The organism is [Mycobacterium] fortunisiensis, assembly GCF_019050325.1.
Taxonomy (GTDB): domain Bacteria; phylum Actinomycetota; class Actinomycetes; order Mycobacteriales; family Mycobacteriaceae; genus Mycobacterium; species Mycobacterium fortunisiensis.
Genome location: NZ_VOMB01000016.1, coordinates 658,729 through 684,266, shown reverse-complemented (window position 1 = coordinate 684,266; position 25,538 = coordinate 658,729). Strand labels below are relative to the sequence as shown.

The following is a 25,538-nucleotide window of genomic DNA, read 5'->3' as shown; positions in this document are numbered from 1 at the left end:
TCGATGCGCGGCGTGCGCGGCGAGAGCTCACCGCGTGAAATGCGGTGCTGCAAGGGAGTTTCAGCGCCCCGCGGCCAACCGGGCTTTGACGGCCTTGTGTTCGCGCCGCTCGCGGTCGATGGTGCGCAGTACCCGCCAACCATCACTGAAGGCGTTGAGGTTGCTGCGGCCGTGAATTCGCTTGCCCTCATAACTGCCGACCTCGCGGATCAGCAGACCGCTGCGGGCGATCCGGACGTTGATCACCGTTTCCACCTCGAAGCCGTCGCCCCATTGCGGTCCGGTCAACGTGGTGTCAGGCAGGTCGATGACGTCCAGCGCGTGACGCCAGAATGCGTTGTAGCCGTAACACAAGTCGCTGAACGAGGTCCGGAATATCCGGTTCACCAACCAGTTCAAGCCCCAGTTGCCGAGCCCGCGGAACTTCGTGATGTCATCACTGCCGCCACCGTGGGCGAACCGGCTGCCCTTGGCGAGGTCGGCGCCCTCGATCAAAGTGTCTACGAACAAGGGGATCTCAGCCGGATCGGTGGAACCGTCGGCATCGATCATCACCAGAATGTCCCCGGTGGCCACCTCGAAGCCACAGGCCAGCGCATTGCCTTTACCGGAACGACTCTGCCGCAACACGGTGGCCTCGGGCCACAGCGTCCGGGCCACAGTGACGGTGTCGTCCACCGAACCGCCGTCCACCACCACGATCTGGTCGACCGGCGGCATCCGCTCTGCCACGTAGGGCAGATTGCGGGATTCGTTGAGGGTCGGGATGACAACGGTCACCGTGGGGCGAGCGCGCCCACCGTCGGGCGGCCCGGCGACGTCGGGTACCTGCGGTGCAACGTTGCGATCGGTGTCGCTGCCAGCAAAACCAAGATGAGACCGGCCGGAGGCGTGGTCGGGAGCCAGTTCAGTCACGAAGGATCGTTCGCTTTCTCGCGTCTGTGGCGGCCAAAACGCATCTGGCGTCGACCCACCCAGCCTTGGCGAGACTCGATTGAACCCGCCTTCGCAGCGGTACGCTAGTACATGATTAGGCTAGGCTTGCCTGTACGTCGCTCGACGTGACCAGCCTCACATTTAGGTAAGCCTTAGCTAACCACTAAGCTAGGTCCGCGTTCGAACCGCTGCTGGCGAACGACCCGGCGAATCCGCCGACTTCACCATCCGGCCGCGGGAAGAGTGGGTCGTGTTGCGCTGCCAAGTTGCCATCATCGGCGCCGGCCCGGCCGGCCTCAGTCTGGCCCATATGCTGCATCTTCAGGGAATCGACAGCATTGTCATCGAGCATCGCTCCCGCGACTACGTCGAGCAGCGCGTGCGGGCCGGGATCCTCGAACAGGTCAGCGTGGACCTACTCACGGACATTGGCCTGGGCGACCGTCTGCACGCCAACGCGATGGTTCATGATGGCTTCTACATTCGCTTCGACCGGCAGACACACCACCTGAATCTGCACGCCCGGTCCGGTCGGCACAGTTATGTCTATGGTCAGTCCGAGGTCGTCCACGACCTCATCGAGGCGCGCATCGCGACCGGACGGCCGCTGGTGTTCAGCGCCGAGGACGTCGCCGTGTCGGGCATCGACACCGATCGGCCCACGGTGACCTATTCCGTCGATCAGCAAACTTTTGAGGTGAACGCCGACTTCGTCGCCGGATGCGACGGTAGCCAGGGCGTCTGCCGCACCCTGGCGCCGGCCGGCGCCGTCACCCGGTATGCGCACAGCTACCCGATGGCGTGGCTCGGCATCCTGGCCCGCACCGCGCCGGTGACCGCCGAGGGGATGTATTGCGCACACCCCGACGGGCTTTCGTTGCACAGCATGCGCGGGCCGAACATCACCCGGCAATATCTTCAGGTGCCGGCGGACACGGACCTCAGGGAGTGGTCGGACGAGCGAATCTGGAAAGAACTGCTGCGCCGCAGTGAATCCGACGATCATCCGGCGCTGGAGACCGGGGAGATCTTCGATCGTAGTCTGGCCCATCTTCGCAGTGAGGTCATCCAGCCGATGCAATACGGCTCGTTGTTCCTGCTCGGCGATGCGGCGCACATCGTCCCACCCACCGGCGCGAAAGGGTTGAACCTCGCGTTGTCGGACGCCTGCGTCCTTTCGCATGCACTCGGCGGGTTCTATCGCAGTGGCCGGACCGATTTCCTGGAGCGCTACAGCACCACCGCGCTGCCGCGGGTCTGGCAGGCACAAGCGTTCTCGACCAAGCTCACCGCTGCCCTGCATCAGCTCAGCGACAACCCTTTTGACTATGAGTTGCGCCGGGCGCAGCTCCAGCGCTGGGTCACCTCGGAAGCCGAACAGGATGCGATGAGCGAGGTGTACTTCGGATTGCCGTTCCCCACCCCGTGGAATTTTCACTGACGGGACAACCGGCCCAACGTAGGCCACTTCTCAGGTTCCTATTAGGCTAACCTTGCCTAATTCATAGGCGATTCCTTGATCGGAGAGTGCATGTTCGAGAACCGCGCTTGGCGCCGGCGGGGCGATACGGGCAAGCGAATCCGGCTGTCCCGCATCTTCAATCCGCACTCTGGCCGAGCCTTCGTGGTGCCCATGGACCACTCGGTGACCATCGGCCCCCTGGGCAAAGCCGACCATGCTGACCGCACGGCCGCGCTGCTGGCCGCAGCTGGCGCCGATGCGATCGTGGTGCACAAGGGGCGCGCCCGGTCGATCAACCCCACGCACTTCACCGAGATGGGGCTGATCATTCACCTGTCGGCCGGCACCGATCTCGCCCTCGACCGCACCGGCAAGGTCCTCGTCGGCTCGGTCGAGGAGTGCCTGCGCCTGGGCGCTGATGCCGTCAGCGTGCACGTGAACGTCGGATCCCCTACCGAGGCAGCGCAATTGAACGACCTGGGCGCGGTGGCATCGGCGTGCGACGTGCTGGGCGTTCCCCTGCTTGCCATGATGTACGCCCGCGGTCCGGAAACCGGCTCCCGCACCGAACTCGTCGACACACTCTCACATCTGGCGGCGATCGCCACCGACCTGGGCGCCGACATCGTCAAGCTCGACTACGCCGGTAGCCCCAACGCCATGAACGAGGTGGTGGAATCCTGCCCGCTGCCGGTGCTCGTGGCCGGCGGACCGGCCGGCGGCAGCGACGACACCGCCATCGCGTTCGGCACAGAGGTCGCCGAGACCGCGGTGTCGGGCCTCAGCTTCGGGCGATTGATCTTCGATGCCGATGATCCACAGCGCGTCGCCGCCGAGCTCTCGCGCCGGCTCCACGACCGTGGTTCGGCGTCACGAAGCCTGACCACCACGCTTGAATCCGCCTGAAAAACCTGACATTCCCTCTCCCCCAAGGACAACAATGACTGACGTTTCCGACATCGTCACTGACAGCATCACGCCGGTGGCCGATACCGGTGTGAGCCGGCGCGAAGAGCACTTCGCCTGGATCGACGTACGAGGCCTCGACGACGACCTGCGCGATGCCGTGATGCAGGCCGCCATCCACCAGAGGATCGACGGGATCGTCTCCGACGACCTGATGTTGCTCAGCGATCTGCCGCCCACCATCCGACGTGTGCTGGCGATCGGGGCCGATACGGCCACCGACGAGGTCACCGAACACACCGTCGACGTGATCTTGATCGATGCCGCCGCCAGCGCAGCGACACCGCCGGCCGTCTCGACGGAGTGGGGCACACAGCTGGTCGTATCCGATGCCCGCACACTGCATCACGCGTGTGATGCGGTGCGTGCCGTCCCGTGGACGGTGCTGACATTCACCGATCCCACCAAGATCCCGCTGGAGATCGTGATCGCTGCCGCCGAGAACTCCGGGGGCCGCACCATCACCGTCGTCAACGACATCACCGACGCCGAGATCGTCAAACTCGTCCTCGAACACGGTTCGGACGGTCTGCTCCTGAGTCCGTCGAGTGCCGACGACGTCGTCACCCTGGCCCGGGTCGTGGCCCACCGCGATGAACCGGTTTCCCTCGTGGAGCTCACCGTGACCGGGGTGGAGCACATCGGTATGGGCGATCGGGCCTGCATCGACACCTGTTCCCTGCTGGAGACCGACGAAGGCTGCCTCATCGGATCGTTCGCCAGTGGGATGTTCCTGTCCTGCAGCGAAACCCACCCGCTGCCGTACATGCCCACCCGCCCCTTCCGGTGGAATGCCGGTGCGGTGCACTCCTACGTCCTCGTCCCCGACAACCGCACCCGGTATGTTTCCGAGCTGCGGGCCGGCCAGCCGATCCTGGCCGTTCGCAGTGACGGCACCGCACGCGAGGTGCGCATCGGCCGGGTGAAGATCGAGCGACGGCCGCTGTTGTCCATCACCGCGACGGCGCCGAACGGCGCCACCGTCAACGTGATCACCCAGGACGACTGGCATGTCCGGTTGCTCGGACCGGGCGGAACCGTCAACAACGTCACCGAACTCAAGGCCGGTGACCGCCTGCTCGGCTGCGTTCCGGTCGAGTCGCGTCACGTCGGGCTGCCCATCACCGAGTTCTGTGACGAACGCTGAAGCACGACGGCACTGCTGCCATGATCGGTAATCGGGGCGTCCAGCGGGCGCTCGGCGGGCGGTCCTGGCTGCGCGGACGCGCCCTGGGCATCGACATCTTCGCGGTGATGACCTCCGGCGCGGCGACCGGGGCGCTGGGATTCGTCTTCTGGACGCTGGCCGCGCGGGGATACAGCACCGCCGAGGTGGGCCGGGCATCGGCGATCATCTCCTCGGCCACCCTGATCGCCATCCTGTCCACACTCAGCCTCGGCAGCCTCTACGAGCGGTTCTTACCCGTCGCCGGGTCGGACACCAGACGTTATGTCCGATCAGGTCTCGGCGTGGTGCTCCTGGCGGCGCTGGTCTTCGGCGCGGTGTTCGTGGTCTTCGGCCCACGCACCCACTTGTTCACCGGCGCTGTCGAAACCTTGCTGTTCCCCATCTTCGTGATGATCCTGGCGGTGTTCGCCGTGCAGGACCAGATCCTCATCGGTTTGGGTCGGACGAGGACGATCGCCGCGAAGAACATCGGCCAATCCACCGCCAAGCTCCTCGCCGTCGGCGCGTTCATCCCGCTGGCGACGGGCTCGGCGATCGTGTGGGCCTGGGTGTTGCCTGCCGCGATGATCGCTGCGGCAGTGAGTATCCGGGTGATCCGGCCGGTCAGCCGCCGTCGTGCGGGCGAAGCCGACCTGCCGCCCCGGGGCGAACTGGTCCACTTCTTCGTCAGCTCGTACGCCATCAACGCGGTCGGCATGGTGGTACCACTGTTGGTCCCGCTCATCATCGTGGCTCGGCTCGGCACCGAGATGAACGCGTACTTCTCGATGTGTTGGCTGGTGGTCAACACCATCGGTGTACTGCTGAACGCCACCGCGGCACCGTTCATCGCCACCGCATCGGCACCCGGTGCCGATCTGCGTGCGTGCACGCTGCGCTTCACCATCATGTGCGGCGGTGCGGCGGTGGCCGGATGCATCGGGCTGCTGCTGACCGCGCCGCTCGTACTCGGCATCATGGGATCCGAATATGCCGCCCAGGGAACCCATCTCATCCGGTTGATGGCACTCACCCTGCCCTTCCTGGCACTGACGACGATTTATGTGGCGATGTCGCGACTCCAGCGCAAGCTCAAACTGGCAGTCACGGTTCAACTGCTCGCCGGGTGCCTGATCGTCGGCGGCATCGCCGTCAGCACGCCCATCTGGGGTATCGACGCGGTGGGATACAGCTACCTTGCCACGGAGATTGTCTGCACCTTGATCATCATCGGTCCCACCATCCGGCACGTCCGTCGCGCGCTTGACGCGGTTCCCCCTCCCGCCGCAGAAGACCGGCCGGCAACGCCCCCACCCGCGCCCACCGAGCGGCCGCTCGAATTCACCTCCGTGGTCGAGCAGTTCAGCCTGACCGCCGCGGCACGGCAGGACCGCACCGCGGTGCACACCGCGGCCGGAGACATCAGCTACGGCGAACTCGCGGCCGCGGCCGCGCACTGGGTGCCGTCGTTCGCAGCGGACGGCCGGGCGCGGGTCATCCTGGTGTCCTCGGGCATCTCACCGGGTACGGTCGCCGCGGTGCTCGGCGTGTTCGCCTCGGATTCCGTACTGGTCGCGCTGGATCCGGGCCTGCCCATCAACCGGGTGCAGACGATCGTCGACATCCTGGACGAGCACGGCTGGACGGCCGACACTCTGCTCACCGACAACCCGACCGGCGAACTCACCCAAACCCTGGCTCCGAGTTGTCAGGTGCACAGCACCGAGATCCCCGCCGCCGCAACGGGTCCGCTCACCGCGATCCGCAAGTCCGGTGTCGACGACATCACCAGCATTCAGTTCACCTCGGGTTCGGCAGGCACGCCGAAGGCCGTCAAACACGGAAACGGCATGTGGCTCTGCGACGCTCAGCTCATGCACGACCGGTTCGGTATCGACACCGGACGCCGCGTGGCACTGTGTATGCCGATCAGCTTCGGCGCGGGCCTCAATGTGCTCACCGGTTCCCTGCTCAACGGGGCCGAGGTGATCGCCGTGGACCCGCGCGCCGAAAGTCCACGTGAGGCCTTCGAGCGGATCGGCGACACCGGTGCACAGGTGCTGGTCTCGACACCGGCGTTCCTCGAAGCGTTGTGCACCGCCGCCCATGGTGACCAGTTGCCACGACTCGACCGCATCATCACCACCGGTGAGGCAGCCCACTCGCGTCACGCACACCGCGCGCGGATGCTCGCGCCCAACGCGGTTTTCGTCAACTGGGTCGGCTCCTCGGAGGCCAGCTCCATCGCCACCTACGACATCGCTCCCGGCGCCGAGATCCCCGACGGCGTGATACCCGCCGGAATTGCCTCACCGCACAAGAAGATCCACATCGACACCGACGGGTCGATGTCGATATCCTCGCGCTACCTGGCGCTCGGATACCTCGATCCCAACGCAGCGGACAGCCACTTCGTCGCCGACGCCGATGGCACTCGCACATTCCGGGGCAGCGATATCGCCAGATGGGACAACGCCGGCAACCTGATCCTGGTCGGGCGGGCCGACGCGGCGGTCAAGATCCGCGGTTATCTGGTCGAACCGGCCGAGATCGAAGCAGCCCTGCTGCGCTACCCGGAGGTCCGCGAGGCCACGGTCCTGGCCGCCCCATCGCCGAGCGAGAACGAGGCGAGCCCAAGGGAACTCATCGCCTACCTGGCGCCCTCACCGGACAGCCGGGCGCCGTCGGTGGCCGATCTGCGCACCCGCCTGCACCGCGACCTACCGCCATGGATGGTGCCGGCACACATCGTGATCCTGCCCGACCTGCCCCGCACCGAACGCGGGAAAGTGGATCGTCAGGCCCTTCCCCCGCCCAGCCGGGCGACCGGCACACCGCCCCGCAGCGGGCTGGAATCGATGATCGCCGAGGTGTGGACCGAAGTACTCCAGCTCAAGGAAGTCGGCCGCACCGAGAGTTTCTATGCGCTGGGCGGAGATTCACTGACCGTCACCCAGATGCTGGCACGGATCAGCGACCTGCACGGTGTGCGCCTGTCGCACGCCGACCTGGCCAGCGCACCCACGGTGGCGCAGTTCGCCGCCACGTTGTCCGACCGGATCGACTCCCGGGTCCCGGTGCATCGGCAACGGCTGGCCCCCACCACCGTGCCGATCCGTCCGGTGCCCGAAAACGCCAGTGGTGAACCACATCCCAATCCCCTGTTGTGTTTCACCGGCGCGGGCGCATCGGCGCTCACCTTCGTACCACTGGCGGACAGCACCGGCCCCGACACCGCTGTGTACGCGTTCATCCCGAACGGTCTGGAGAACCGCGGGGTGCCCGATTGGAGCATCGGCCGCGCCGCCCGTCGCCATCTGTCCGACCTGACCCGGCTGCAACCGCACGGGCCGTACACACTCGTCGGCCACTCGTTGGGCGGTTACATCGCCTTGGAGGTCGCGCATCTGCTCGAGGCGGCCGGCGAAACCGTGGAGCTGGTGGTGCTTTTGGATCCGTTCCTGTCGCCCGGGGCAGTCCGCGCGGCCCGCCAGGAGGTGCCCAACGCGGTCCTGACCCTCGACCAGAACGATCGCCTCACCCGGCGCGAACTGTGGCGCCGGCGGTTGATGTTGCCGCTGGCCGGCCTGGTCCACCAGACCGGGCAGCGCCAGGCGCAGGCGCTCGAAGAGGTGGGGGTGCGCGTCGGATTGATGCACCGGCCCCGGCCGTGGTCGGGGCGCGCACTGTTGCTGCTGAGCCATCTCAACCGGGATGACCCCCGGTTGTGGCCCTACATCCTCACCGGTGAGTTGATCATCGAGACCCTGCCGTGCGATCACCATTCGATCGTGCGTGAGCCCTACATCTCCGCGATCGTCGAGTTGATCGCAACGACACGGCCCAGCCTGCAGCGCGAACCGCTGCCCGATGGGGTGTAGCCGGGTGGCCCGCTCCGGAGCCCACCCGGGTCTAAGGTGAGACGAAGCGCAGCGGAGCACCATCACCGGGAGGCGTCATGCCCGACTTCCACACCCTCATCGTCGGTGCCGGCTTCTCCGGAATCGGCACCGCCATCGCCCTGGACCGGGTCGGCCTGCCCGACCTTCTGATCGTCGAAGCCGGGGACGGCGCCGGCGGCACCTGGTACTGGAACACCTATCCCGGTGTGGCCGTGGATATTCCATCGTTTTCCTACCAGTTCTCGTTCGAGCAGTCACGGGACTGGTCCCGCACCTACGCGCCCGGCAACGAGCTACGCGGCTATGCGGACAGCTGTGTCGACAAGTACGGGCTGCGCTCTCGGATCCGGTTCAACACCACCGTCGAGCGGGCCGTCTTCGATGACGACGAGAACCTGTGGCGCCTCGAGTTGACGGGCGGCGACACCCTGACGGCACGGTTTCTGGTCAACGCCAGTGGCGTGCTGACCATCCCCAAGCTGCCGGAAATCGACGGTGTGGACTCCTTCGCCGGGGTCACCCTGCACACCGCCCGCTGGGATCACACCCAGGATCTGACCGGCAAGCGGGTCGCCGTCGTCGGCACCGGCGCCTCGGCGGTCCAGGTGATCCCGGAGATCGCCCCGAAGGTCAAGCAACTCACCGTGTTTCAACGCACGCCCATCTGGTGCTTCCCCAAGTTCGACGTGCCGATCCCGGCAGTGGCACGCTGGGCGCTGCGGCTGCCCGGCGGCCGGACCCTGCACCGTCTGGTCAGCCAGGCGTATGTGGAGTTCACCTTCCCGCTGGCCGCGCAGTACTTCACCGTCAACCCGTTCGCCAAACGGGCCGGCGCGGCCGGGCGGGCCTATCTCCGTCAACAGGTGCACGATCCGCAAGTGCGCGACAAGCTCACACCGCGCTACGCGGTGGGATGCAAACGACCTGGCTTCCACAACGGCTATCTGGCCACCTTCAACCGCGACAACGTGCGGTTGGTCACCGAACCGATCGACAAGATCACCGGGTCCGGCGTCGCCACCACCGACGGGGAGAGCCACGACGTGGACGTCCTCATCCTGGCCACCGGCTTCAAGGTGATGGATGTCGATGCCCTGACCTTCGACGTCGTGGGGTCGGGTGGGCAGCTGCTGAGCGAGTTCTGGAAGCACAACCGGATGCAGGCCTACGAAGGTGTGAGCATCCCGGGATTCGCCAACTTCTTTTCCGTGATGGGCCCGTACGGATACGTCGGCTCGTCCTACTTCGCGTTGATCGAAGCCCAGACCCGGCATCTGGTGCGGTGTATCGCCCATGCCGGCCGACGGGCGGCGCGCCGCGTCGAGGTGCGGCCGGAGGCCAACGACCGTTACTTCGCGGAGATGATGCGCAAACGGCACCGCCAGATCTTCTGGCAGGACAGCTGCAGCCTGGCCAACAGCTACTACTTCGACCGCAATGGCGACGTGCCGTTGCGGCCGGCCACCACGTTCGAGGCGTACTGGCGCAGCCGCAGCTTCCCGCTGGAGGACTACGCGTTCACGTCATAGGCGCTCCTCACGCCGAATGCGACGCAAACGTCGTCCCACGCGCGGCGCTACGCCAGCTGCGTCACTTTCGCGGCCGCCACAGCCCAAGAAACACAACAGCCCCCGATCGCTGATCGGGGGCTGTCGAGTGGAGAACTAGACCGAGGCCTTCAGCTCGTCGACCTTGTTGAGCTGCTCCCACGGCAGCTCGATGTCGGTGCGCCCGAAATGGCCGTAGGCCGCGGTCTGGGCATAGATCGGCCGCAGCAGGTCCAGGTCACGGATGATCGCGCCGGGACGCAGGTCGAACACGCTGCTGATGGCCTTCTCGATGCGCGCGGGGTCGACGGTCTCGGTGCCGAAGGTCTCGACGAACAGCCCGACCGGGGCGGCCTTGCCGATCGCGTAGGCCACCTGCACCTCGACCCGCTCCGCCAGGCCCGCGGCGACCACGTTCTTGGCCACCCAGCGGGTCGCGTAGGCCGCCGAACGGTCCACCTTTGACGGATCCTTGCCCGAGAACGCGCCGCCGCCGTGGCGGGCCCAGCCGCCGTAGGTGTCGACGATGATCTTGCGACCGGTCAGACCGGCGTCACCCATCGGCCCGCCCAGCACGAACTTGCCGGTCGGGTTGACCAGCAGGCGGAAATCGGAGGTGTCCAGCGTCTCGTGGTTGAGGTCGGCCAGCACGGTGTTGACGACCTTTTCGCGGATGTCCGGGGTCAGGGTGCCGTCCAGGTCGATGCCCTCGGCGTGCTGGGTGGACAACACCACGGTGTCCAACCGCACCGGGGTCTTGCCGTCGTACTGGATGGTGACCTGGGTCTTGCCGTCCGGACGCAGGTAGTCGAGCACACCGCTCTTGCGGACCTCGGTCAGCCGCCGCGACAGCCGATGCGCCAGCGCGATGGGCAGCGGCATCAGTTCCGGGGTGTCGCTGATGGCGTAGCCGAACATCAAGCCCTGGTCACCGGCGCCCTGGGCGTCGAGTGGATCCCCGGCACCCTCGACACGCGCCTCGTGGGCGGTGTCCACACCCTGGGCGATGTCGGGCGACTGCGCGCCGATCGCGATGTTCACACCGCACGAAGCACCGTCGAAGCCCTTGGTCGACGAGTCATAGCCGATGTCGAGGATGCGCTCGCGCACGATCTTGGGGATATCGGCATAGGCGGAGGTGGTGACCTCTCCGGCGACGTGCACCTGACCGGTGGTGACGAGTGTCTCCACCGCGACCCGCGATTTGGGATCCTGGTCCAACAGCGCGTCGAGCACCGAGTCACTGATCGCGTCACAGATCTTGTCGGGATGCCCCTCGGTTACCGACTCACTGGTAAACAGGCGACCTTGGCTCACGGTGCGGTTTCCTTCCTTGCCGATTTAGAAAGCCTATCTAGTTAGTCTAGTCAGGCCGATGATATCTGTGCTCTGTTGCACCCAATCGCGCGGGACGCCAATGCGCAACCCCCATTTTGACGGGGATGTAAATATCGACTCAGTCGCCGTGCTTGCCCAGAAACGCCGCGATGGAGTCCACGATACGAGTAGCCATCAGAGTCTTCGACCCGTGTTCGAGCGCCACCTCGGCGCCATCGGCGCTCAGCAACCATCCGTCGTTGTGGTCCACCTCGAACGCCCGGTTCTCCCCGACCGCGTTGACAACCAACAGGTCACAGCCCTTGCGCTGCAGTTTCGCCCGGGCATGGAACAGCACGTCGCCGTTGGCGTCGCCGGTTTCGGCAGCAAACCCCACGATCGCCTGCATATGCGGCAGCTGACCGTCAGCGCGGGCCCGTACCGCCCCGGCCAGCACGTCATCGTTGCGCACCAGGTCGATGGAACTGGGCTCGGTGGCGCCACCCTTCTTGATCTTGCTGGTCGCCACCTGGGCCGGCCGGAAATCTGCCACGGCCGCGGCCATCACCAGCACGTTGGCTTCGCCGGCGTACTTGGACACCGCATCGCGCAGTTGCGCCGCCGAGCCGATGTGGACGACGTCGACACCGGCCGGATCGACCAGGCCGGCGGTGTTGCCCGCGATCAATGTCACCTCGGCGCCGCGCTGGGCCAACACTCGAGCCACCGCATAGCCCTGCTTGCCGGAGCTGCGGTTGCCGATGAAGCGCACCGGGTCGATGGGTTCGCGGGTGCCGCCGGCGGTCACCAGCGCCTTGACGCCGGCCAGGTCGTAGGGCAGGGCGTCACCGCGCTCCAGCAGCAGCTGGGCGAACGTGGTGATCTCCTCGGCCTCGGGCAGTCTCCCGGCCCCGCTGTCGGCACCGGTGAGCCGGCCGGAGGCCGGTTCCAGCACCACCGCCCCGCGGCGACGCAAAGTGGCCACGTTGTCGGCGGTGGCCGGGTGAAACCACATCTCGGTGTGCATCGCGGGAGCGAACAGCACCGGACATCGCGCGGTCAGCAGCGTGGCGGTCAGCAGATCATCGGCCCGGCCGGCCACCGCACGCGCCAACAGGTCCGCGGTGGCGGGCGCGACGACGACCAGATCGGCTTCCTGGCCGATCCGGACGTGGGGCACCTCATGGACGTCGGTGAACACGCCGGTGTGCACGGGATTGCCCGACAGAGCCTCGAACGTGGCGGCACCGACGAAACGCAACGCCGACTCGGTGGGGAGCACCCGCACCGAATGTCCGGCCTCGGTGAGCTGACGGACCAGCGTGCAGGCCTTGTAGGCGGCGATACCGCCGGCGACACCGACGACGACTCGCTTGCGCGCGCTCACGTGCCCGCCCGGCCTGGCTACTCGCCCTCGGTGTGCTCGAGCAGGTCCTCGTGGATCTCCCGCAGCGCGATCGACAGCGGCTTCTCCTGCAGACCCGGCTCGACCAGCGGGCCGACGTACTCCAGAATGCCGTCACCGAGCTGGTTGTAGTAATCGTTGATCTGGCGCGCCCGCTTGGCGGCGTAGATCACCAGCGCGTACTTGCTCGACGCGCGGTCCAGCAACTCGTCGATGGGCGGGTTGGTGATGCCCAGCGGCGTGTCGTAGGCGCTGGCAGCGGACGAATCGATACCCAAATCGTCCGCAGCGGCCAGCTGCGCGTCGGCGTGCGGGGTGCTCACGAAAAAGTCTCCTGGCGGTTGATGGAACGAATGCCGTGAATGCATTTGTGAACAGCGGGCAGGTGGCTCGCGGATCCGATCGCGTCGGCCCCGGCACGATGAGTCATCGGCTGTCCACCAGCAAGGATACCAATTCAGCGCACGCAGTATCCAACTGGCGGTTCACCACTACCTGGTCAAAGTCGGACTTGGCGGCCATTTCGGCCCGCGCCGTCTCCAATCGCCGGGCCATCACCTCGGGTGACTCGGTGCCCCGCGCGGACAACCGGTTGACCAGTTCGTCCCAGCTCGGCGGGGCCAGGAACACCGATACCGCCTCGGGCATGGCCTGCTTGACCGCACGCGCCCCGGCCAGATCGACCTCGATCAGCACCGGTCGCCCCGCGGCAGTGGCCTCCCGTACCGGCTGGGCCGGTGTCCCCGAGCGATGCAGCCCACCGTGGATTTCGGCCCATTCCAGCAGCTCACCGTCATCGATCAACTGCTGGAACTGCTCAGCGGACACGAATGTGTAGTCGACACCGTCGACCTCCCCCGGCCGCGGTGCCCTGGTCGTGACCGAAACGGAGAAATACAGGTCGGGAAGCCGCTCCCGCAGACAGCGGACGACGGTGGACTTCCCGACGGCGGAGGGACCGGACAACACGACGACGGGAGCCGCCGCGATGTGTTGTCCAGCCCCTCTACCAGCGCTCAATGCGGAGGTCTCTACTGGTCGAACTTCTCCAGGAGGGCCTTGCGCTGACGATCACCGAGGCCACGCAGGCGGCGCGTCGGGGCGATCTCCAGTTCGGTCATGATTTCCTGTGCCTTGACCTTGCCGACCTTGGGCAGGGCCTCCAGCAGCGCGGAAACCTTCATCTTGCCCAAGACCTCGTCGGTCTCGGCGTCGGTGAGCACCTGCTTGAGGTTGGTGCCGCCGCGCTTGAGTCGATCCTTGAGCTCGGCTCGCGCTCGACGTGCGGCAGCAGCCTTCTCCAACGCTGCCGCGCGCTGTTCGTCGGTCAACTGGGGAAGGGCCACGGTTTCCTCCGTCTCCTGGCGATTTCTCTTCGGCCATCACTTGTTTTGTACGGCTGGAGTGCAAACCAGCCAGCGACGACGACCGTACCCACGCGGACTGACGAATGCGAACCCCACCCCCTGGTTACGACGCTAAAAGCCCAGCGTGTAGTGCGCTCCGCCGCGCGGCCGCGGTGCGCCGAAATCGCCGGCCAGCATCGGCGGCGATCCGCCGTCGAGCCGGATATTCCTGCAAGTCAATGGTTTTCGAGCCAGTTGTAGCTACCTACCGATGGGTATGCCACCGGTGGCGGCACCGCCGGACCTGGACGTCACGGCCACCGGGAGAAAATTTTCGCTGGTCACGGCGTGTCGGGCGTGTCGGGACGGATGACGCGCACGTCAAGGGACCGCCGGAATCGACACCTAGCCCGGGCCTAGTTGCCACATAGCAGTTACACAGCTCGGCTAAATAGCCTCCCCTGATCGGGCGTCCGACGCCCGTGAAGGGAAGCTGGACATGAACATCAAGCGTCTGACCTGCGCTTCTGCCTTGACCGTGGCTCTCGGAACCGCCACTTTGGCCGCCGGGGCACCGATGGCAGCGGCGGATCCCGGGCCGCCGTGCGCCTTCGGCAACTGCCAGGGCCCCGGTGGACCCGGCGGTCCGGGCGACCGCGGGCCAGGTGGGCCCGGTGACCGCGGGCCAGGTGGCCCAGGGCAAAACGGGGGCCCAGGTGGGCCCGATCGCCACGGTGGACCGGGTGGACCTGGTTGGCCTGGCGGTCCCGGCGGACCTGATCACCCCGGTGGTCCAGGCGGACCCGGTGGACCTGGTAGCCCCGGTGGACCGGGTGGACCCGGCGGACCCGGCGGACCCGGTGGCCCGGGCCACGGCCCCTGGGACGCCCCGCCACCCCCGCCGCCGAACATGGCCTGGCGCGGGATCGACCAGGCCCGCCACGACCACCAGCCGTTCAACTACAACGGGCACTGGGTGTCCCCGTTCTTCAACCCGCAGTTCAACAACTGGGGTTTCTGGCTGTTCGGCATCTGGATCCCGCTGTGACCCGCTGCGCCGTCGCACGCCCGGGCAGCACAGTGACCAATCCGATTGGGCTCAAGCATTTCTCGGGCCGGTCACCGCTTTCCGCGCCTGGGTTGCGCTAATCCACCTTCCACTGCCCGGCGGTGGAAAACGGTGCTGTGACACGACGAATCGGCGGACCGCCACCGTGGCGGTCCGCCGATTTCGTGTTCGACGCGCGCGGCCCCAGCTGCACCGCGGGCACCCTCACGCGAGGTAGGCGACCTCGTCGCGCAGTCGTTCGGCCGCCCCGCGCAGATCGGCCACCGCGGGCCCCTGTCGCAGCACCTCCCGCGATACGGCGGGCAGCACCACGCCCGCCCCGCCGAACGCACCCAGCGCGTCGGTACGCCCGCCCTGGGCCCCGACGCCGGGGACCAGCACCGGTCCGTCCAGCGCGCTGAGATCGGGCGGTTCGGAAACTGTGGCGCCGACGACCACGCCGACCGAACCGGTGGGCTCACCGGACCGATCGACGGCAGCTCGATTGACCGCTGCGACGGAGTCGACGATGGACTGGGCGACAGTGCGCGCCCCGACCATGGCGCGTTGCACACCGGCGCCTTCCGGGTTGGAGGTGGCCGCCAGCACGAACACCCCGCGGTCATGGGTCGCCGCGGTGTCCAGCAGCGGCTGCAACGAACCGAAGCCCAGATACGGTGACGCGGTCACGGCGTCGGCCGCCAACGGCGAGTCACCGGCCCAGGCGGCGGCGTAGGCCGCCATGGTGGAGCCGATGTCGCCGCGCTTGGCGTCGGCGAGCACCAGCACGCCGTGCCCCCGCAGCGCAGCGATCGTGCGCTCCAGCACCGCGAACCCGGCCGAGCCAAACGCCTCGAAGAACGCCACCTGCGGTTTGACGATCGCGAATCCGGCGAACGCACTCACGCAGATGTCGCTGAACGCGGCCAGCCCGTCGGCGTCCACGGACAGGCCCCAGGCACGCAACAGCTCGGGGTGAGGGTCGATGCCGGGACACAGCGGACCCCGCGCCGAGACCGCGTCGGCCAGCCGCTTCCCGAACGTGCCCATCGCTATCGCGATTCCAATTCGCTGTGCAGCTCCTGCAGCGACATCACGCCGATGTCCCCGCGGATGCCCGCCTCGATACCCTGGACGGCCGCCGAGGCGCCCTGCACCGTCGTCACGCACGGGATGTTCATCGACACTGCCGCCGAACGGATCTCGTACCCGTCGACACGCGGGCCCGAGTTTCCGTACGGCGTGTTGATCACCATGTCGACCTCACCGGACTTGATCACGTCGATCGAGGAGGGAAGCGGGTTGTCGTCGCGAGGCTCTTCAGAGTGCTTGCGCACTTCACCGCAGGGAATACCGTTGCGGCGCAGCATCTCTGCGGTGCCTTCGGTGGCCAGCACCCGGAAGCCGAGATCGGCCAGCCGCTTGACCGGGAACACCAGCGAGCGCTTGTCCCGGTTGGCCACCGACACGAACACCGTGCCCGACGCCGGCAACGATCCGTAGGCTGCGGTCTGGCTCTTGGCGAACGCGGTGCCGAAATCGTGGTCGATGCCCATCACCTCGCCCGTCGACTTCATCTCGGGGCCGAGCAGGGAGTCCACCTGGGCACCGTCGGCGCGGCGGAACCGGTGGAACGGCAACACGGCCTCCTTCACCGCGACCGGGGCATTGCGGGCGATGGTGGCCCCGTCACCGGTCCGGTTGAGCAGTCCCTCGTTGCGCAACTCGGCGATCGTGGCGCCCAGCATCACCCGGGCACAGGCCTTCGCCAACGGCACCGCGGTGGCCTTGGAGACAAAGGGCACCGTGCGGGACGCTCTGGGGTTGGCCTCCAGCACGTACAGCACGTCGTCCTTGAGCGCGTACTGGACGTTGAGCAGCCCGACCACGCCGATGCCATGGGCGATGGCCTCGGTGGCGCGGCGCACCGATTCGATGTCACTGCGGCCCAAGGTCACCGGGGGCAGCGCACACGCCGAATCACCGGAGTGGATACCGGCCTCCTCGATGTGCTCCATGATGCCGCCGATGTACACCTCGTTGCCATCGCACAGCGCGTCGACGTCGATCTCGATGGCGTCCTCGAGGAACCGGTCGACGAGCACCGGGTGTTCTGGCGACAGCTGGGTGGCGCGGGCGATGTAGCCCTCGAGGGTGGCCTCGTCGTAGACGATCTCCATCCCGCGCCCGCCCAGCACGTAGGAGGGACGCACCAGCACCGGGTAGCCGATGTCGGCGGCGATCCGGCGGGCCTGCTCGAAGCTGGTGGCGGTACCGAAACGCGGGGCCGGCAGGCCCGCATTGACCAGGACCTCGCCGAACAGGCCACGGTCCTCGGCCAGGTCGATGGCGTCGGGGCCGGTGCCCACAATCGGAACCCCGGCCGCTTCGAGGCGCTTGGCCAGGCCCAGCGGGGTCTGGCCGCCGAGCTGCACGATCACTCCGACGACGCCGGGACCGGTCCCGTCCTCGCCTTTCCCGGAGGTGTCTTCGGCGTAGTAGACCTCCAGCACGTCCTCGAAGGTGAGTGGCTCGAAGTACAGCCGGTCGGCGGTGTCGTAGTCGGTGGACACCGTCTCGGGGTTGCAGTTGACCATCACGGTCTCGAACCCGACGGAGCTCAGCGTCGTCGCGGCATGCACGCAGCTGTAGTCGAATTCGATGCCCTGACCGATCCGGTTCGGTCCGGAGCCCAGGATGAGCACCTTGGGCTTCTCGGTCTGCGGGGCGACCTCGGTCTCGGCGGCGGGGTCGAGTTCGTAGCTGCTGTAGTGGTAGGGCGTCTTGGCGTCGAACTCGGCCGCGCAGGTGTCGACGGTCTTGTACACCGGGTGGATGCCGAGCCGGCGGCGCAGCGCACGCACACCGGCCTCACCGGCCAGTTCCGGTCGCAGCGCGGCGATCTGGCGGTCCGACAGGCCGCTGTGCTTGGCCCGCCGCAGCAACCGGGCGTCGAGCACGGGCGCCTCCAGCAGTTCGGCGCGCAGCGCCACCAGCCCGGCGATCTGTTCGATGAACCACGGGTCGACGCCGGAGGCCTCGGCCACCTGCTCGACACTGGCGCCCAGACGTAAGGCGTGCTCGATGTCATAGAGCCGGCCGTCCACCGCGGTGCGCAGGCCGGTCAGCAGCTGTTCGACCGTCGTGTCGGGGTCCGGGCCCGTCCAGAACCCGGCCCGGCTGGTCTCCAGTGACCGCATCACCTTGCCGAGAGCTTCGATGAAGTTGCGGCCCAACGACATTGCCTCACCGACGGACTTCATTGTGGTGGTCAGCGTGGCGTCGGCACCGGGGAACTTCTCGAACGCGAACCGCGGCGCCTTGACCACCACATAATCCAGCGTGGGTTCGAAGCAGGCCGGGGTTTCCTTGGTGATGTCGTTGAGGATCTCGTCGAGGGTGTAGCCGATGGCCAGCTTGGCCGCGATCTTGGCGATCGGGAAGCCGGTGGCCTTCGACGCCAGTGCACTCGAGCGGGACACCCGGGGGTTCATCTCGATGACGATCAGCCGGCCGTCTTTCGGGTTCACCGCGAACTGGATGTTGCAGCCGCCGGTGTCGACGCCGACTTCTCGCAGGATCGCGATGCCCAGATCGCGCATCGTCTGGTACTCGCGGTCGGTCAGCGTCATCGCCGGCGCCACGGTCACCGAGTCGCCGGTGTGCACGCCCATCGGGTCGAAGTTCTCGATCGAGCACACCACCACCACGTTGTCGCGGCCGTCGCGCATCAGCTCGAGCTCGTACTCCTTCCATCCGTAGATGGATTCCTCGATCAGCACGTTCGCCGACGGCGAGGCGGCCAGGCCGTCACCGGCCATCCGCTCGACGTCCTCGGCCGAGTACGCCATGCCCGACCCGAGCCCACCCATGGTGAACGACGGGCGCACGACGACGGGCAGTCCCAGGTCGGCCACGGTCTCACGGACCTCGTCCATGGTGAAACACACGCGGCTGCGGGCGGATTCACCGCCCACCTTGGCGACGATGTCCTTGAACTTCTGCCGGTCCTCGCCGCGCTGGATGGCCTCGAAGTCTGCGCCGATGAGCTCCACCCCGTAGCGCTCCAGGACACCATTGTCGTGCAGGGCCACTGCGGTGTTCAGCGCGGTCTGGCCACCGAGGGTGGCCAGCACGGCGTCGATCTTGTTGCCGCGCTCAGCCTGCTGGACGATGACCTTCTCGACGAACTCCCAGGTGATCGGCTCGACGTAGGTGTTGTCGGCGTACTCGGGATCGGTCATGATCGTGGCCGGATTGGAGTTCACCAGGCTGACCTGGATGCCCTCGGAGCGCAGCACCCGGCAGGCCTGGGTGCCCGAGTAGTCGAATTCGCAGGCCTGGCCGATGACGATCGGTCCCGACCCGATCACCAATACGTGGTTGAGATCAGAGCGACGTGGCATTGAGCGCACCCCCAGTTCGGCACGAGCGTGCGTATTTACAGGTGAATTGGCGGCGTGCCGTCCAGCAGACACGCACGGTCGCGGTGTTGGGCATTACTTCTCCCCCGCCATGAGGTCGACGAACTGGTCGAACAGGTACTCCGCATCGTGCGGCCCGGCCGCGGCCTCCGGGTGGTACTGCACCGAGAACGCCCGGCCGTTAGCCAGCCGGATTCCTTCCACCACACCGTCATTGGCGCAGGTATGGCTGACCTCGGCGGCGCCGAACGGGGTGTCGAACGTCTCCCCCGCCTCACCCTCAAGAGCGAAGCCGTGGTTCTGGGCGGTGATCGCCACCCGGCCGGTGATGTGGTCGATCACCGGGATGTTGATGCCGCGGTGGCCGAACACCATCTTGTAGGTGGATCGGCCCAGTGCGCGGCCCAGGATCTGGTTGCCGAAGCAGATGCCGAACAACGGGATTCCGGCGCCTAGCACCTCACGGGTAACCGCGACGATGTGGTCGGCGGTGGCCGGGTCGCCAGGGCCGTTGGACAGGAACACCCCGTCGGGCTTGAGGTCGGCGATCTGATCGAAGCTCACCGACGACGGCAGCACGTGGCTGCGGATCCCGCGTCGGGCGAAGTTGCGCGGGGTGTTGGTCTTGATGCCGAGGTCGACCGCGGCGACCGTGAACCGGTGCCCGCCTTCCGGTTCCACAATGTAGGAACTCTGCGTGCTGACCTGCCCGGCCAGATCCGCGCCCAGCATCGAGGGCTGATCGAGAACCCTGGTCACCAATTCGTCCACGGACGCGTCACCTGCACCCGAGGTCGCCGCCAACGCGGCTCCGGAGAACACCCCGGCCTTCATCGACCCACGGGTACGCAGGTGGCGCACCACGGCGCGGGTGTCGATGCCGGCGATGCCCACGATGCCCTGACGGACCAGCTCGTCGTCGAGGGTTCCGCTGGCACGCCAGTTCGACGCCCGCGGCGAGGGATCACGGACCGCGTAGCCGGCTACCCAGATCTTGTCCTCGCGGCTCTCGCCGTCCTCGGAGTTCCAGCCGGTGTTGCCGATCTGCGGTGCCGTGGCGACCACGATCTGGCCGTGGTAGCTGGGATCGGTGAGCGTTTCCTGGTAGCCCGACATGCCGGTGGAGAACACCGCCTCACCGAGAGTCTGTCCGACCGCGCCGAACGGGGTGCCGGTGAACACGCGTCCGTCTTCGAGGACCAAGACCGCCGTACCGGATAGGCGGCCCGCCGCCGTACCGGACAGGCGGCCCGCCGGCGTGTTCTGTTTGTTGCTCGTCATGCCTCTTCCTCCAGCCAGCGGTCGTACTGTGCGCGATTGTCGGCGCGGAACCCGGTGTCGATCTCCGTGCCAGACGGCAACCGCCACCGGATGGCCAGGATCCCGTCGTAAGTCAGTGCCTTGCCGGCGATCCCGCGTTCGGTCCTGATCGCGGTGACCGAGTCGGCGGGAATCCAGATCGGCCCGGCCCCGCTGCGCTGCATCATGATTCCCTCGGGGTAGCGGGTCAGCACGGCCTTGGCCCGGAAGCCCAGGCCGCCGGCAGCCACCTTGTCATTCCAGTTCGGCACCACCGTGCTACCGACGTACATCCCCTTCATCGGGGGGATGATCGCCGAACTGACAGTGTCGGGCAGCGGCGGCAGGGTGCCGATCAGTTCGGCCTGTCGTTGTGCACGATGCAGCCAGCCGCGCATCATCTGGCGAATCAGGAACGCGATCAGCACGGCCAGCAGGGCGGCCATCACCAGCGACGCGATCAGAGTGGGGGTGTTCATCGTGCCCGTCCCCCGGGCGCCGGACTCTTCCCGTGCAGCGCCGTGATCTTGCCACGCAGCAGCGTGGCGGTCACGGTGGCCGGCAGCGTCATCGATTCATACGGGGTGTTGTCCGAGCGGCTGGCCAGCTCGTCGCCGTCCACCGTCCAGGTGGCCTCCGGGTCGATCACCGTGAGGTTGGCCGGTTCGCCCACTTCCAGCGGCCGGCCCTGATCGGGCAGGCCGACGATGGCCGCCGGGGCCTCGCTCATCACCTTGGCCACACCCCGCCAATTCAGCAGCCCGGGACGCACCATGGTCTCGGCCACCACCGACAGCGCGGTCTGCAGGCCGAGCATGCCGGGGCGGGCGACCGAGAACTCGCAGCACTTCTCGTGCTCGGCGTGGGGGGCGTGGTCGGTGGCCACGCAGTCGATCACCCCGTCGGCCAACGCTTGCCGCAGTGCCTGGGCGTCACTGGCCTCCCGCAGCGGCGGGTTGACCCGGTTACGCCCGTCGTAGCCGGCCAGCCGGCTGTCATCGAGCAGCAGGTGATGCGGGGTGACCTCGGCGGTGATGGAGATCCCTTGCGCCTTGGCCCATTTCAGCAACTCCACGGTGCCCGCGGTGGACGCGTGGCAGATGTGCACCCGGGCGCCGGCGTCGCGGGCCAGGATCGCATCACGGGCGACGATGGATTCCTCGGCCGAACGCGGCCAACCGGCCAGACCGAGCTTGGCCGCGGTGGGCCCTTCGTGGGCGACGGCACCGACGGTCAGTCGCGGCTCCTCGGCGTGCTGTGCGATGAGCACCCCGAGGCCGGTCGCGTACTCCAGGGCGCGGCGCATCACCAGCGGATCGTCCACGCACAGGCCGTCATCGGAGAACATCCGGACCTGCCCGACACCGGCGGCCATCAGACCCATCTCGGTGAGTTGCTTGCCTTCGAGGCCGACCGTGACCGCGCCGACCGGATGCACGTCGACCAGGCCCACCTGCTGACCGCGGTTCCACACATGGTCGGTGACCACCGCGGAATCGGCCACCGGATCGGTGTTGGCCATCGCGAACACCGCGGTGTAGCCCCCCAGTGCTGCGGCGGCCGAGCCGGTTTCGATGTCCTCGGCGTACTCGCGACCCGGCTCACGCAGATGGGTGTGCAGGTCGACGAAGCCGGGCAACAGCACCTGGCCGGCGGCCTCGATCACCTCGGCATCCTCGGGAGTATCGGAACCGATCCCCGGTCCAATTTCCACGATCTGACCGTCGGCGATCCGGACATCGAGCGGCTCGCCCTCGCCGTAAAGACGCACTCCGCGGATGAGTACCTGGTTCGTCATACGCTGATCGCCTCCCGATCGGAGCCCACCAGCAGGTGGAACAGCACCGCCATCCGCACGTGGACACCATTTGAAACCTGTTGCAGCACAGCTGATTGCGATGAATCGGCGACCGGGAACGCGATTTCCATACCGCGCAGCATCGGCCCCGGATGCAGTACCACGGCGTTGCCGGGCAGCATGGCCTGACGCTTCTCGGACAATCCGTAGCGCACCGAGTACTCACGCGCGGAGGGGAAGAACGCCCCGTTCATCCGCTCGGCCTGCACCCGCAGCATCAAGACCGCATCGGCGGCGGGCAACTCGGCATCGAGGTCGTGGGACACCGACACCGGCCAGTCGGCAACGCCGGTGGGCAGCAAGGTCGGCGGCGCGACCAGCACCACTTCGGCGCCCAGGGTGCTCAGCAGCGAGACGTTGGACCGGGCCACCCGGCTGTGCAGGACGTCGCCGACGATGACCACGCGTCTGCCCTCGATCGAACCGAGGCGCTGACGGATGGTGAGGGCATCGAGCAGGGCCTGCGTCGGGTGTTCGTGGGTGCCGTCACCGGCGTTGATCACGCTCGGCCCGCCGCCGGATTCCTCAGCGGTCCACTCGGCGAGCTGCTGGGCCGCACCGGAGGCGGGATGGCGGATGATCAGCGCGTCGGCCCCGGCCGCGCGCAACGTCAGCGCGGTGTCGCGAAGCGACTCCCCTTTGGCCACCGAGGATCCCGACGAGCTGACGTTGATCACGTCGGCGCTCATCCACTTGCCCGCGACCTCGAACGACACCCGGGTGCGGGTGGAGTTCTCGTAGAACATCGTGATCACGGTGCGGCCGCGCAACGTCGGCAGCTTCTTGACCTCGCGCCCCAACAGCGCCTCGCGGAAGCGGTCGGCGTCGTCGAGGATCGCGGTCGCGTCGTCACGGGACAGATCGGCCGCTGTCAGCAGATGACGAGTCGTCACTTGGAGATCACCACCCCATCACGGTCGTCGTGCTCGGCCAGCAGCACGTGCACACTTTCGCTGCGCGAGGTCGGAACGTTCTTGCCGACATAGTCGGCGCGGATCGGGAGTTCCCGGTGGCCGCGGTCGACCAGCACCGCGAGTTGGACCACCCGCGGCCGGCCGATGTCGCGCAGCGCATCGAGCGCAGACCGCACCGATCGCCCGGAGTACAGGACGTCGTCGACCAGGATCACCACGGCGTCGTCGATACCTCCGGCCGGGATGGAGGTGGTCTCCAACGGCCGCGGCGGCTTGAAGTTGAGATCGTCGCGGTACAGCGTGATGTCCAGGGCACCGACCGGCAATGCCACGTCGGCGAACTCGTTGATCTTGGCGGCCAACCGGGTGGCCAGTGTCACACCGCGCGTCGGGATCCCCAGGAGGACGACCCGCTCACGTTCGGCGGGGTCGTCGAGCGCGGTCTTCTCGATGATCTGATGGGCGATCCGGGAAATGGTGCGGCCGACGTCCGCCGCAGACAACAATTCCCGGTCGGCACTTGAAGAGCCCATGAGGTGACCCTGACCTCCTTCTCCGCCTCTCGGGACGGATCGTTAAAGGACGTCGAACTGCGGGCCAGCTTAGCAGGCCGCAAATGTCCGGCCCGCCACTCTCACGTCGTGACGGCGTCCAATGTGGTCCCTCTCGTCTCCGGCAACAACACCGTGGAGACGATGCTGACGACGACAAAACCCGCCATCATCGCGCCAACTGCCCAGCTACCCAATGTGGCCACCAGCATTCCGGCCACCAACGGCGGAATCGCACCACCCACGATGCCGGCCAGATTGAACGAGAGACCGGCACCGGTATAGCGATACCGGGTGGCGAAGATCTCAGGCAGGAAGGACCCGATGGGCCCATAGGACAGGCCGAAGATGCAGAAGATTCCGGCGATCGCCACCGCGAACAGAACCGGCGATCCGGTGTCGATCATCGGCATCACCAGGAATGCCCAGGGCAGGGCGAGTCCGAAGCCGGCCAGGATCACGCGACGCCGGCCGTACCGGTCGCACAGCGCTGCCGAGACCGCCGAGAAGATCATCAGCGCGATCCCGGCGAGCACACCGACACCGAGGATCAGACTGCGCGGGTGCCCGATTCGGGTGCTGGCGTAGCTCATCAGGTAGGTGCCGCCCAGAAAGCTCATCGCAAAGATGCCGACCATGCATCCCGCCGCGAGTACCACTTGCCGGGTCTGGGTGCGCAGCAACTCGCTCATCGGCGCCTTGGGTACACCGCCGGCCACCTGCTCGCGGGCGAAGACGGGCGTCTCCTCGATGCTCAACCGCACGTACAGCGCGACGACGAGCAGCACCGCACTGAACAGGAACGGCAACCGCCAGGCCCAGTCCAGGAACATGGCACTCTTCTCACCGATGGTCACGCTGACGGTGAAGACCACCAGGTTGCTCACCGCAAGTCCGGCGCCGGCGCCGAGCTGGGTGAACATCCCGTACAGCCCGCGCTTGTCCACCGGCGCGTACTCGGCGCTCAACAGCGCCGATCCCGCCCATTCCCCGCCGACTGCGAAGCCCTGCAACAGCCGCAGGACCAGGAGGATGACCGGTGCGGCGACGCCGATCGTCGCCGCGCTGGGCACCAACCCGACGCAGACCGTCGACACACCCATGATCAACAGCGTCGCGATCAGAGTTTTCTTGCGGCCCAAACGATCTCCGAAATGTCCGAAGACCGCGGCGCCGATCGGGCGGGACAGGAACGCGACCGCGAAGGTTCCCAGTGAGGAGATCGTCGCCATCGTAGGGCCCATGTTCGGGAAGAACACATGGGGAAAGATCAGGGCCGCGGCGGTGCCGTAGATGTAGAAGTCATAGAACTCGATCGCGGTGCCGACGAAGCTGGCGAACGCCACCCGCCGCATCGGACTGGGCTCGACGCCGGGTGCCGGGCTCGGTTCGCCC

General features: G+C 67.1%; 20 protein-coding genes. 6 read left to right on the top strand and 14 right to left on the bottom strand.

The features are described from left to right. Positions 1-60: 60 nt before the first annotated feature. Positions 61-915: a glycosyltransferase family 2 protein gene (locus tag FR943_RS13585; protein ID WP_217157858.1), complete on the bottom strand. Its 855-nt coding sequence runs from the start codon at positions 913-915 to the stop codon at positions 61-63. A gap of 274 nt (positions 916-1,189) precedes the next feature. Here FR943_RS13585 and FR943_RS13580 point away from each other — a divergent pair, with 274 nt between their 5' ends. From FR943_RS13580 to FR943_RS13560, 5 genes are all read left to right on the top strand, one after another. After that, on the top strand, positions 1,190-2,377 hold the full coding sequence (locus tag FR943_RS13580; RefSeq protein WP_217158254.1) for a 4-hydroxybenzoate 3-monooxygenase: 1,188 nt from the start codon (positions 1,190-1,192) through the stop codon (positions 2,375-2,377). A 90-nt stretch (positions 2,378-2,467) separates the two neighbouring features. Further along, positions 2,468-3,304, top strand: coding sequence for a 2-amino-3,7-dideoxy-D-threo-hept-6-ulosonate synthase (locus FR943_RS13575; protein WP_217157856.1), 837 nt, complete (start codon positions 2,468-2,470; stop codon positions 3,302-3,304). Between the two features lie 34 nt (positions 3,305-3,338). Next, complete coding sequence (locus FR943_RS13570; protein ID WP_217157854.1) at positions 3,339-4,511, top strand: 3-dehydroquinate synthase II family protein; 1,173 nt, start codon at positions 3,339-3,341, stop codon at positions 4,509-4,511. 20 nt (positions 4,512-4,531) lie between these two features. Next, on the top strand, positions 4,532-8,413 hold the full coding sequence (locus tag FR943_RS13565; RefSeq protein WP_246584980.1) for a lipopolysaccharide biosynthesis protein: 3,882 nt from the start codon (positions 4,532-4,534) through the stop codon (positions 8,411-8,413). A 77-nt stretch (positions 8,414-8,490) separates the two neighbouring features. Continuing rightward, positions 8,491-9,963: a flavin-containing monooxygenase gene (locus FR943_RS13560; protein WP_217157853.1), complete on the top strand. Its 1,473-nt coding sequence runs from the start codon at positions 8,491-8,493 to the stop codon at positions 9,961-9,963. Between the two features lie 135 nt (positions 9,964-10,098). On the opposite strand, the gene metK is transcribed toward FR943_RS13560, so the two are convergent. The 5 genes from metK to mihF all read right to left on the bottom strand — a co-directional run bounded on the left by metK (position 10,099) and on the right by mihF (position 14,049). Continuing rightward, the gene (gene metK, locus FR943_RS13555; RefSeq protein WP_217157851.1) at positions 10,099-11,298 is read right to left on the bottom strand and encodes a methionine adenosyltransferase; all 1,200 of its coding nucleotides are present in this window, start codon (positions 11,296-11,298) and stop codon (positions 10,099-10,101) included. A 139-nt stretch (positions 11,299-11,437) separates the two neighbouring features. Next, positions 11,438-12,685: a bifunctional phosphopantothenoylcysteine decarboxylase/phosphopantothenate--cysteine ligase CoaBC gene (gene coaBC, locus FR943_RS13550; protein ID WP_217157849.1), complete on the bottom strand. Its 1,248-nt coding sequence runs from the start codon at positions 12,683-12,685 to the stop codon at positions 11,438-11,440. 17 nt (positions 12,686-12,702) lie between these two features. Continuing rightward, a complete protein-coding gene (rpoZ, locus tag FR943_RS13545) occupies positions 12,703-13,026 on the bottom strand; it encodes a DNA-directed RNA polymerase subunit omega (RefSeq protein WP_217157847.1) in 324 nt (107 codons plus the stop codon). A gap of 103 nt (positions 13,027-13,129) precedes the next feature. After that, positions 13,130-13,723, bottom strand: coding sequence for a guanylate kinase (gene gmk / locus FR943_RS13540; RefSeq protein WP_218045563.1), 594 nt, complete (start codon positions 13,721-13,723; stop codon positions 13,130-13,132). Positions 13,724-13,734: 11 nt separating this feature from the next. Then, positions 13,735-14,049 (bottom strand): integration host factor, actinobacterial type, encoded by a 315-nt coding sequence (mihF, locus tag FR943_RS13535; RefSeq protein ID WP_003880790.1) that lies wholly within the window; start codon positions 14,047-14,049, stop codon positions 13,735-13,737. 499 nt (positions 14,050-14,548) lie between these two features. On the opposite strand from mihF, the gene FR943_RS13530 reads away from it, so the two are divergent. Next, positions 14,549-15,097 carry a hypothetical protein gene (locus tag FR943_RS13530; protein WP_217157845.1) on the top strand — a complete coding sequence of 183 codons (549 nt, stop codon included), beginning with the start codon at positions 14,549-14,551 and terminating at the stop codon, positions 15,095-15,097. A 225-nt stretch (positions 15,098-15,322) separates the two neighbouring features. Here the strand turns inward: FR943_RS13530 and pyrF are convergent, their stop codons facing one another. The 8 genes from pyrF to FR943_RS13490 all read right to left on the bottom strand — a co-directional run bounded on the left by pyrF (position 15,323) and on the right by FR943_RS13490 (position 25,498). Further along, entirely contained in the window at positions 15,323-16,147 is an 825-nt protein-coding gene (pyrF, locus tag FR943_RS13525) for an orotidine-5'-phosphate decarboxylase (protein ID WP_217157843.1), read from the bottom strand. Positions 16,148-16,149: 2 nt separating this feature from the next. Beyond that, on the bottom strand, positions 16,150-19,503 hold the full coding sequence (gene carB, locus FR943_RS13520) for a carbamoyl-phosphate synthase large subunit (RefSeq protein ID WP_217157841.1): 3,354 nt from the start codon (positions 19,501-19,503) through the stop codon (positions 16,150-16,152). 93 nt (positions 19,504-19,596) lie between these two features. Next, positions 19,597-20,802, bottom strand: a complete 1,206-nt coding sequence (gene carA / locus FR943_RS13515) for a glutamine-hydrolyzing carbamoyl-phosphate synthase small subunit (protein WP_218045562.1) — start codon at positions 20,800-20,802, stop codon at positions 19,597-19,599. Then, a complete protein-coding gene (locus FR943_RS13510; protein ID WP_217157833.1) occupies positions 20,799-21,299 on the bottom strand; it encodes a PH-like domain-containing protein in 501 nt (166 codons plus the stop codon). The genes carA and FR943_RS13510 overlap by 4 nt, the downstream gene beginning before the upstream one ends. Then, on the bottom strand, positions 21,296-22,618 hold the full coding sequence (locus FR943_RS13505) for a dihydroorotase (protein ID WP_217157832.1): 1,323 nt from the start codon (positions 22,616-22,618) through the stop codon (positions 21,296-21,298). The genes FR943_RS13510 and FR943_RS13505 overlap by 4 nt, the downstream gene beginning before the upstream one ends. Beyond that, positions 22,615-23,571, bottom strand: coding sequence for an aspartate carbamoyltransferase catalytic subunit (locus tag FR943_RS13500; RefSeq protein ID WP_217157830.1), 957 nt, complete (start codon positions 23,569-23,571; stop codon positions 22,615-22,617). Before FR943_RS13500 ends, FR943_RS13505 begins: the two co-directional genes overlap by 4 nt. Continuing rightward, a complete protein-coding gene (gene pyrR, locus FR943_RS13495; RefSeq protein ID WP_217157828.1) occupies positions 23,568-24,125 on the bottom strand; it encodes a bifunctional pyr operon transcriptional regulator/uracil phosphoribosyltransferase PyrR in 558 nt (185 codons plus the stop codon). The genes FR943_RS13500 and pyrR overlap by 4 nt, the downstream gene beginning before the upstream one ends. A 101-nt stretch (positions 24,126-24,226) precedes the next feature. Continuing rightward, on the bottom strand, positions 24,227-25,498 hold the full coding sequence (locus FR943_RS13490; RefSeq protein WP_217158248.1) for an MFS transporter: 1,272 nt from the start codon (positions 25,496-25,498) through the stop codon (positions 24,227-24,229). Positions 25,499-25,538: the final 40 nt, after the last annotated feature.

Coding starts and splice junctions, on each gene's coding strand:
- FR943_RS13575 (WP_217157856.1), top strand. CDS start 2,468: ATGTTCGAGAACCGCGCTTGGCGCCGGCGGGGCGATACGGGCAAGCGA.
- FR943_RS13570 (WP_217157854.1), top strand. CDS start 3,339: ATGACTGACGTTTCCGACATCGTCACTGACAGCATCACGCCGGTGGCC.
- FR943_RS13565 (WP_246584980.1), top strand. CDS start 4,532: ATGATCGGTAATCGGGGCGTCCAGCGGGCGCTCGGCGGGCGGTCCTGG.
- FR943_RS13560 (WP_217157853.1), top strand. CDS start 8,491: ATGCCCGACTTCCACACCCTCATCGTCGGTGCCGGCTTCTCCGGAATC.
- FR943_RS13530 (WP_217157845.1), top strand. CDS start 14,549: ATGAACATCAAGCGTCTGACCTGCGCTTCTGCCTTGACCGTGGCTCTC.
- pyrF (WP_217157843.1), bottom strand. CDS start 16,147: ATGGGCACGTTCGGGAAGCGGCTGGCCGACGCGGTCTCGGCGCGGGGT.
- carB (WP_217157841.1), bottom strand. CDS start 19,503: ATGCCACGTCGCTCTGATCTCAACCACGTATTGGTGATCGGGTCGGGA.
- carA (WP_218045562.1), bottom strand. CDS start 20,802: ATGACGAGCAACAAACAGAACACGCCGGCGGGCCGCCTGTCCGGTACG.
- FR943_RS13510 (WP_217157833.1), bottom strand. CDS start 21,299: ATGAACACCCCCACTCTGATCGCGTCGCTGGTGATGGCCGCCCTGCTG.
- FR943_RS13505 (WP_217157832.1), bottom strand. CDS start 22,618: ATGACGAACCAGGTACTCATCCGCGGAGTGCGTCTTTACGGCGAGGGC.
- pyrR (WP_217157828.1), bottom strand. CDS start 24,125: ATGGGCTCTTCAAGTGCCGACCGGGAATTGTTGTCTGCGGCGGACGTC.
- FR943_RS13490 (WP_217158248.1), bottom strand. CDS start 25,498: ATGCGGCGGGTGGCGTTCGCCAGCTTCGTCGGCACCGCGATCGAGTTC.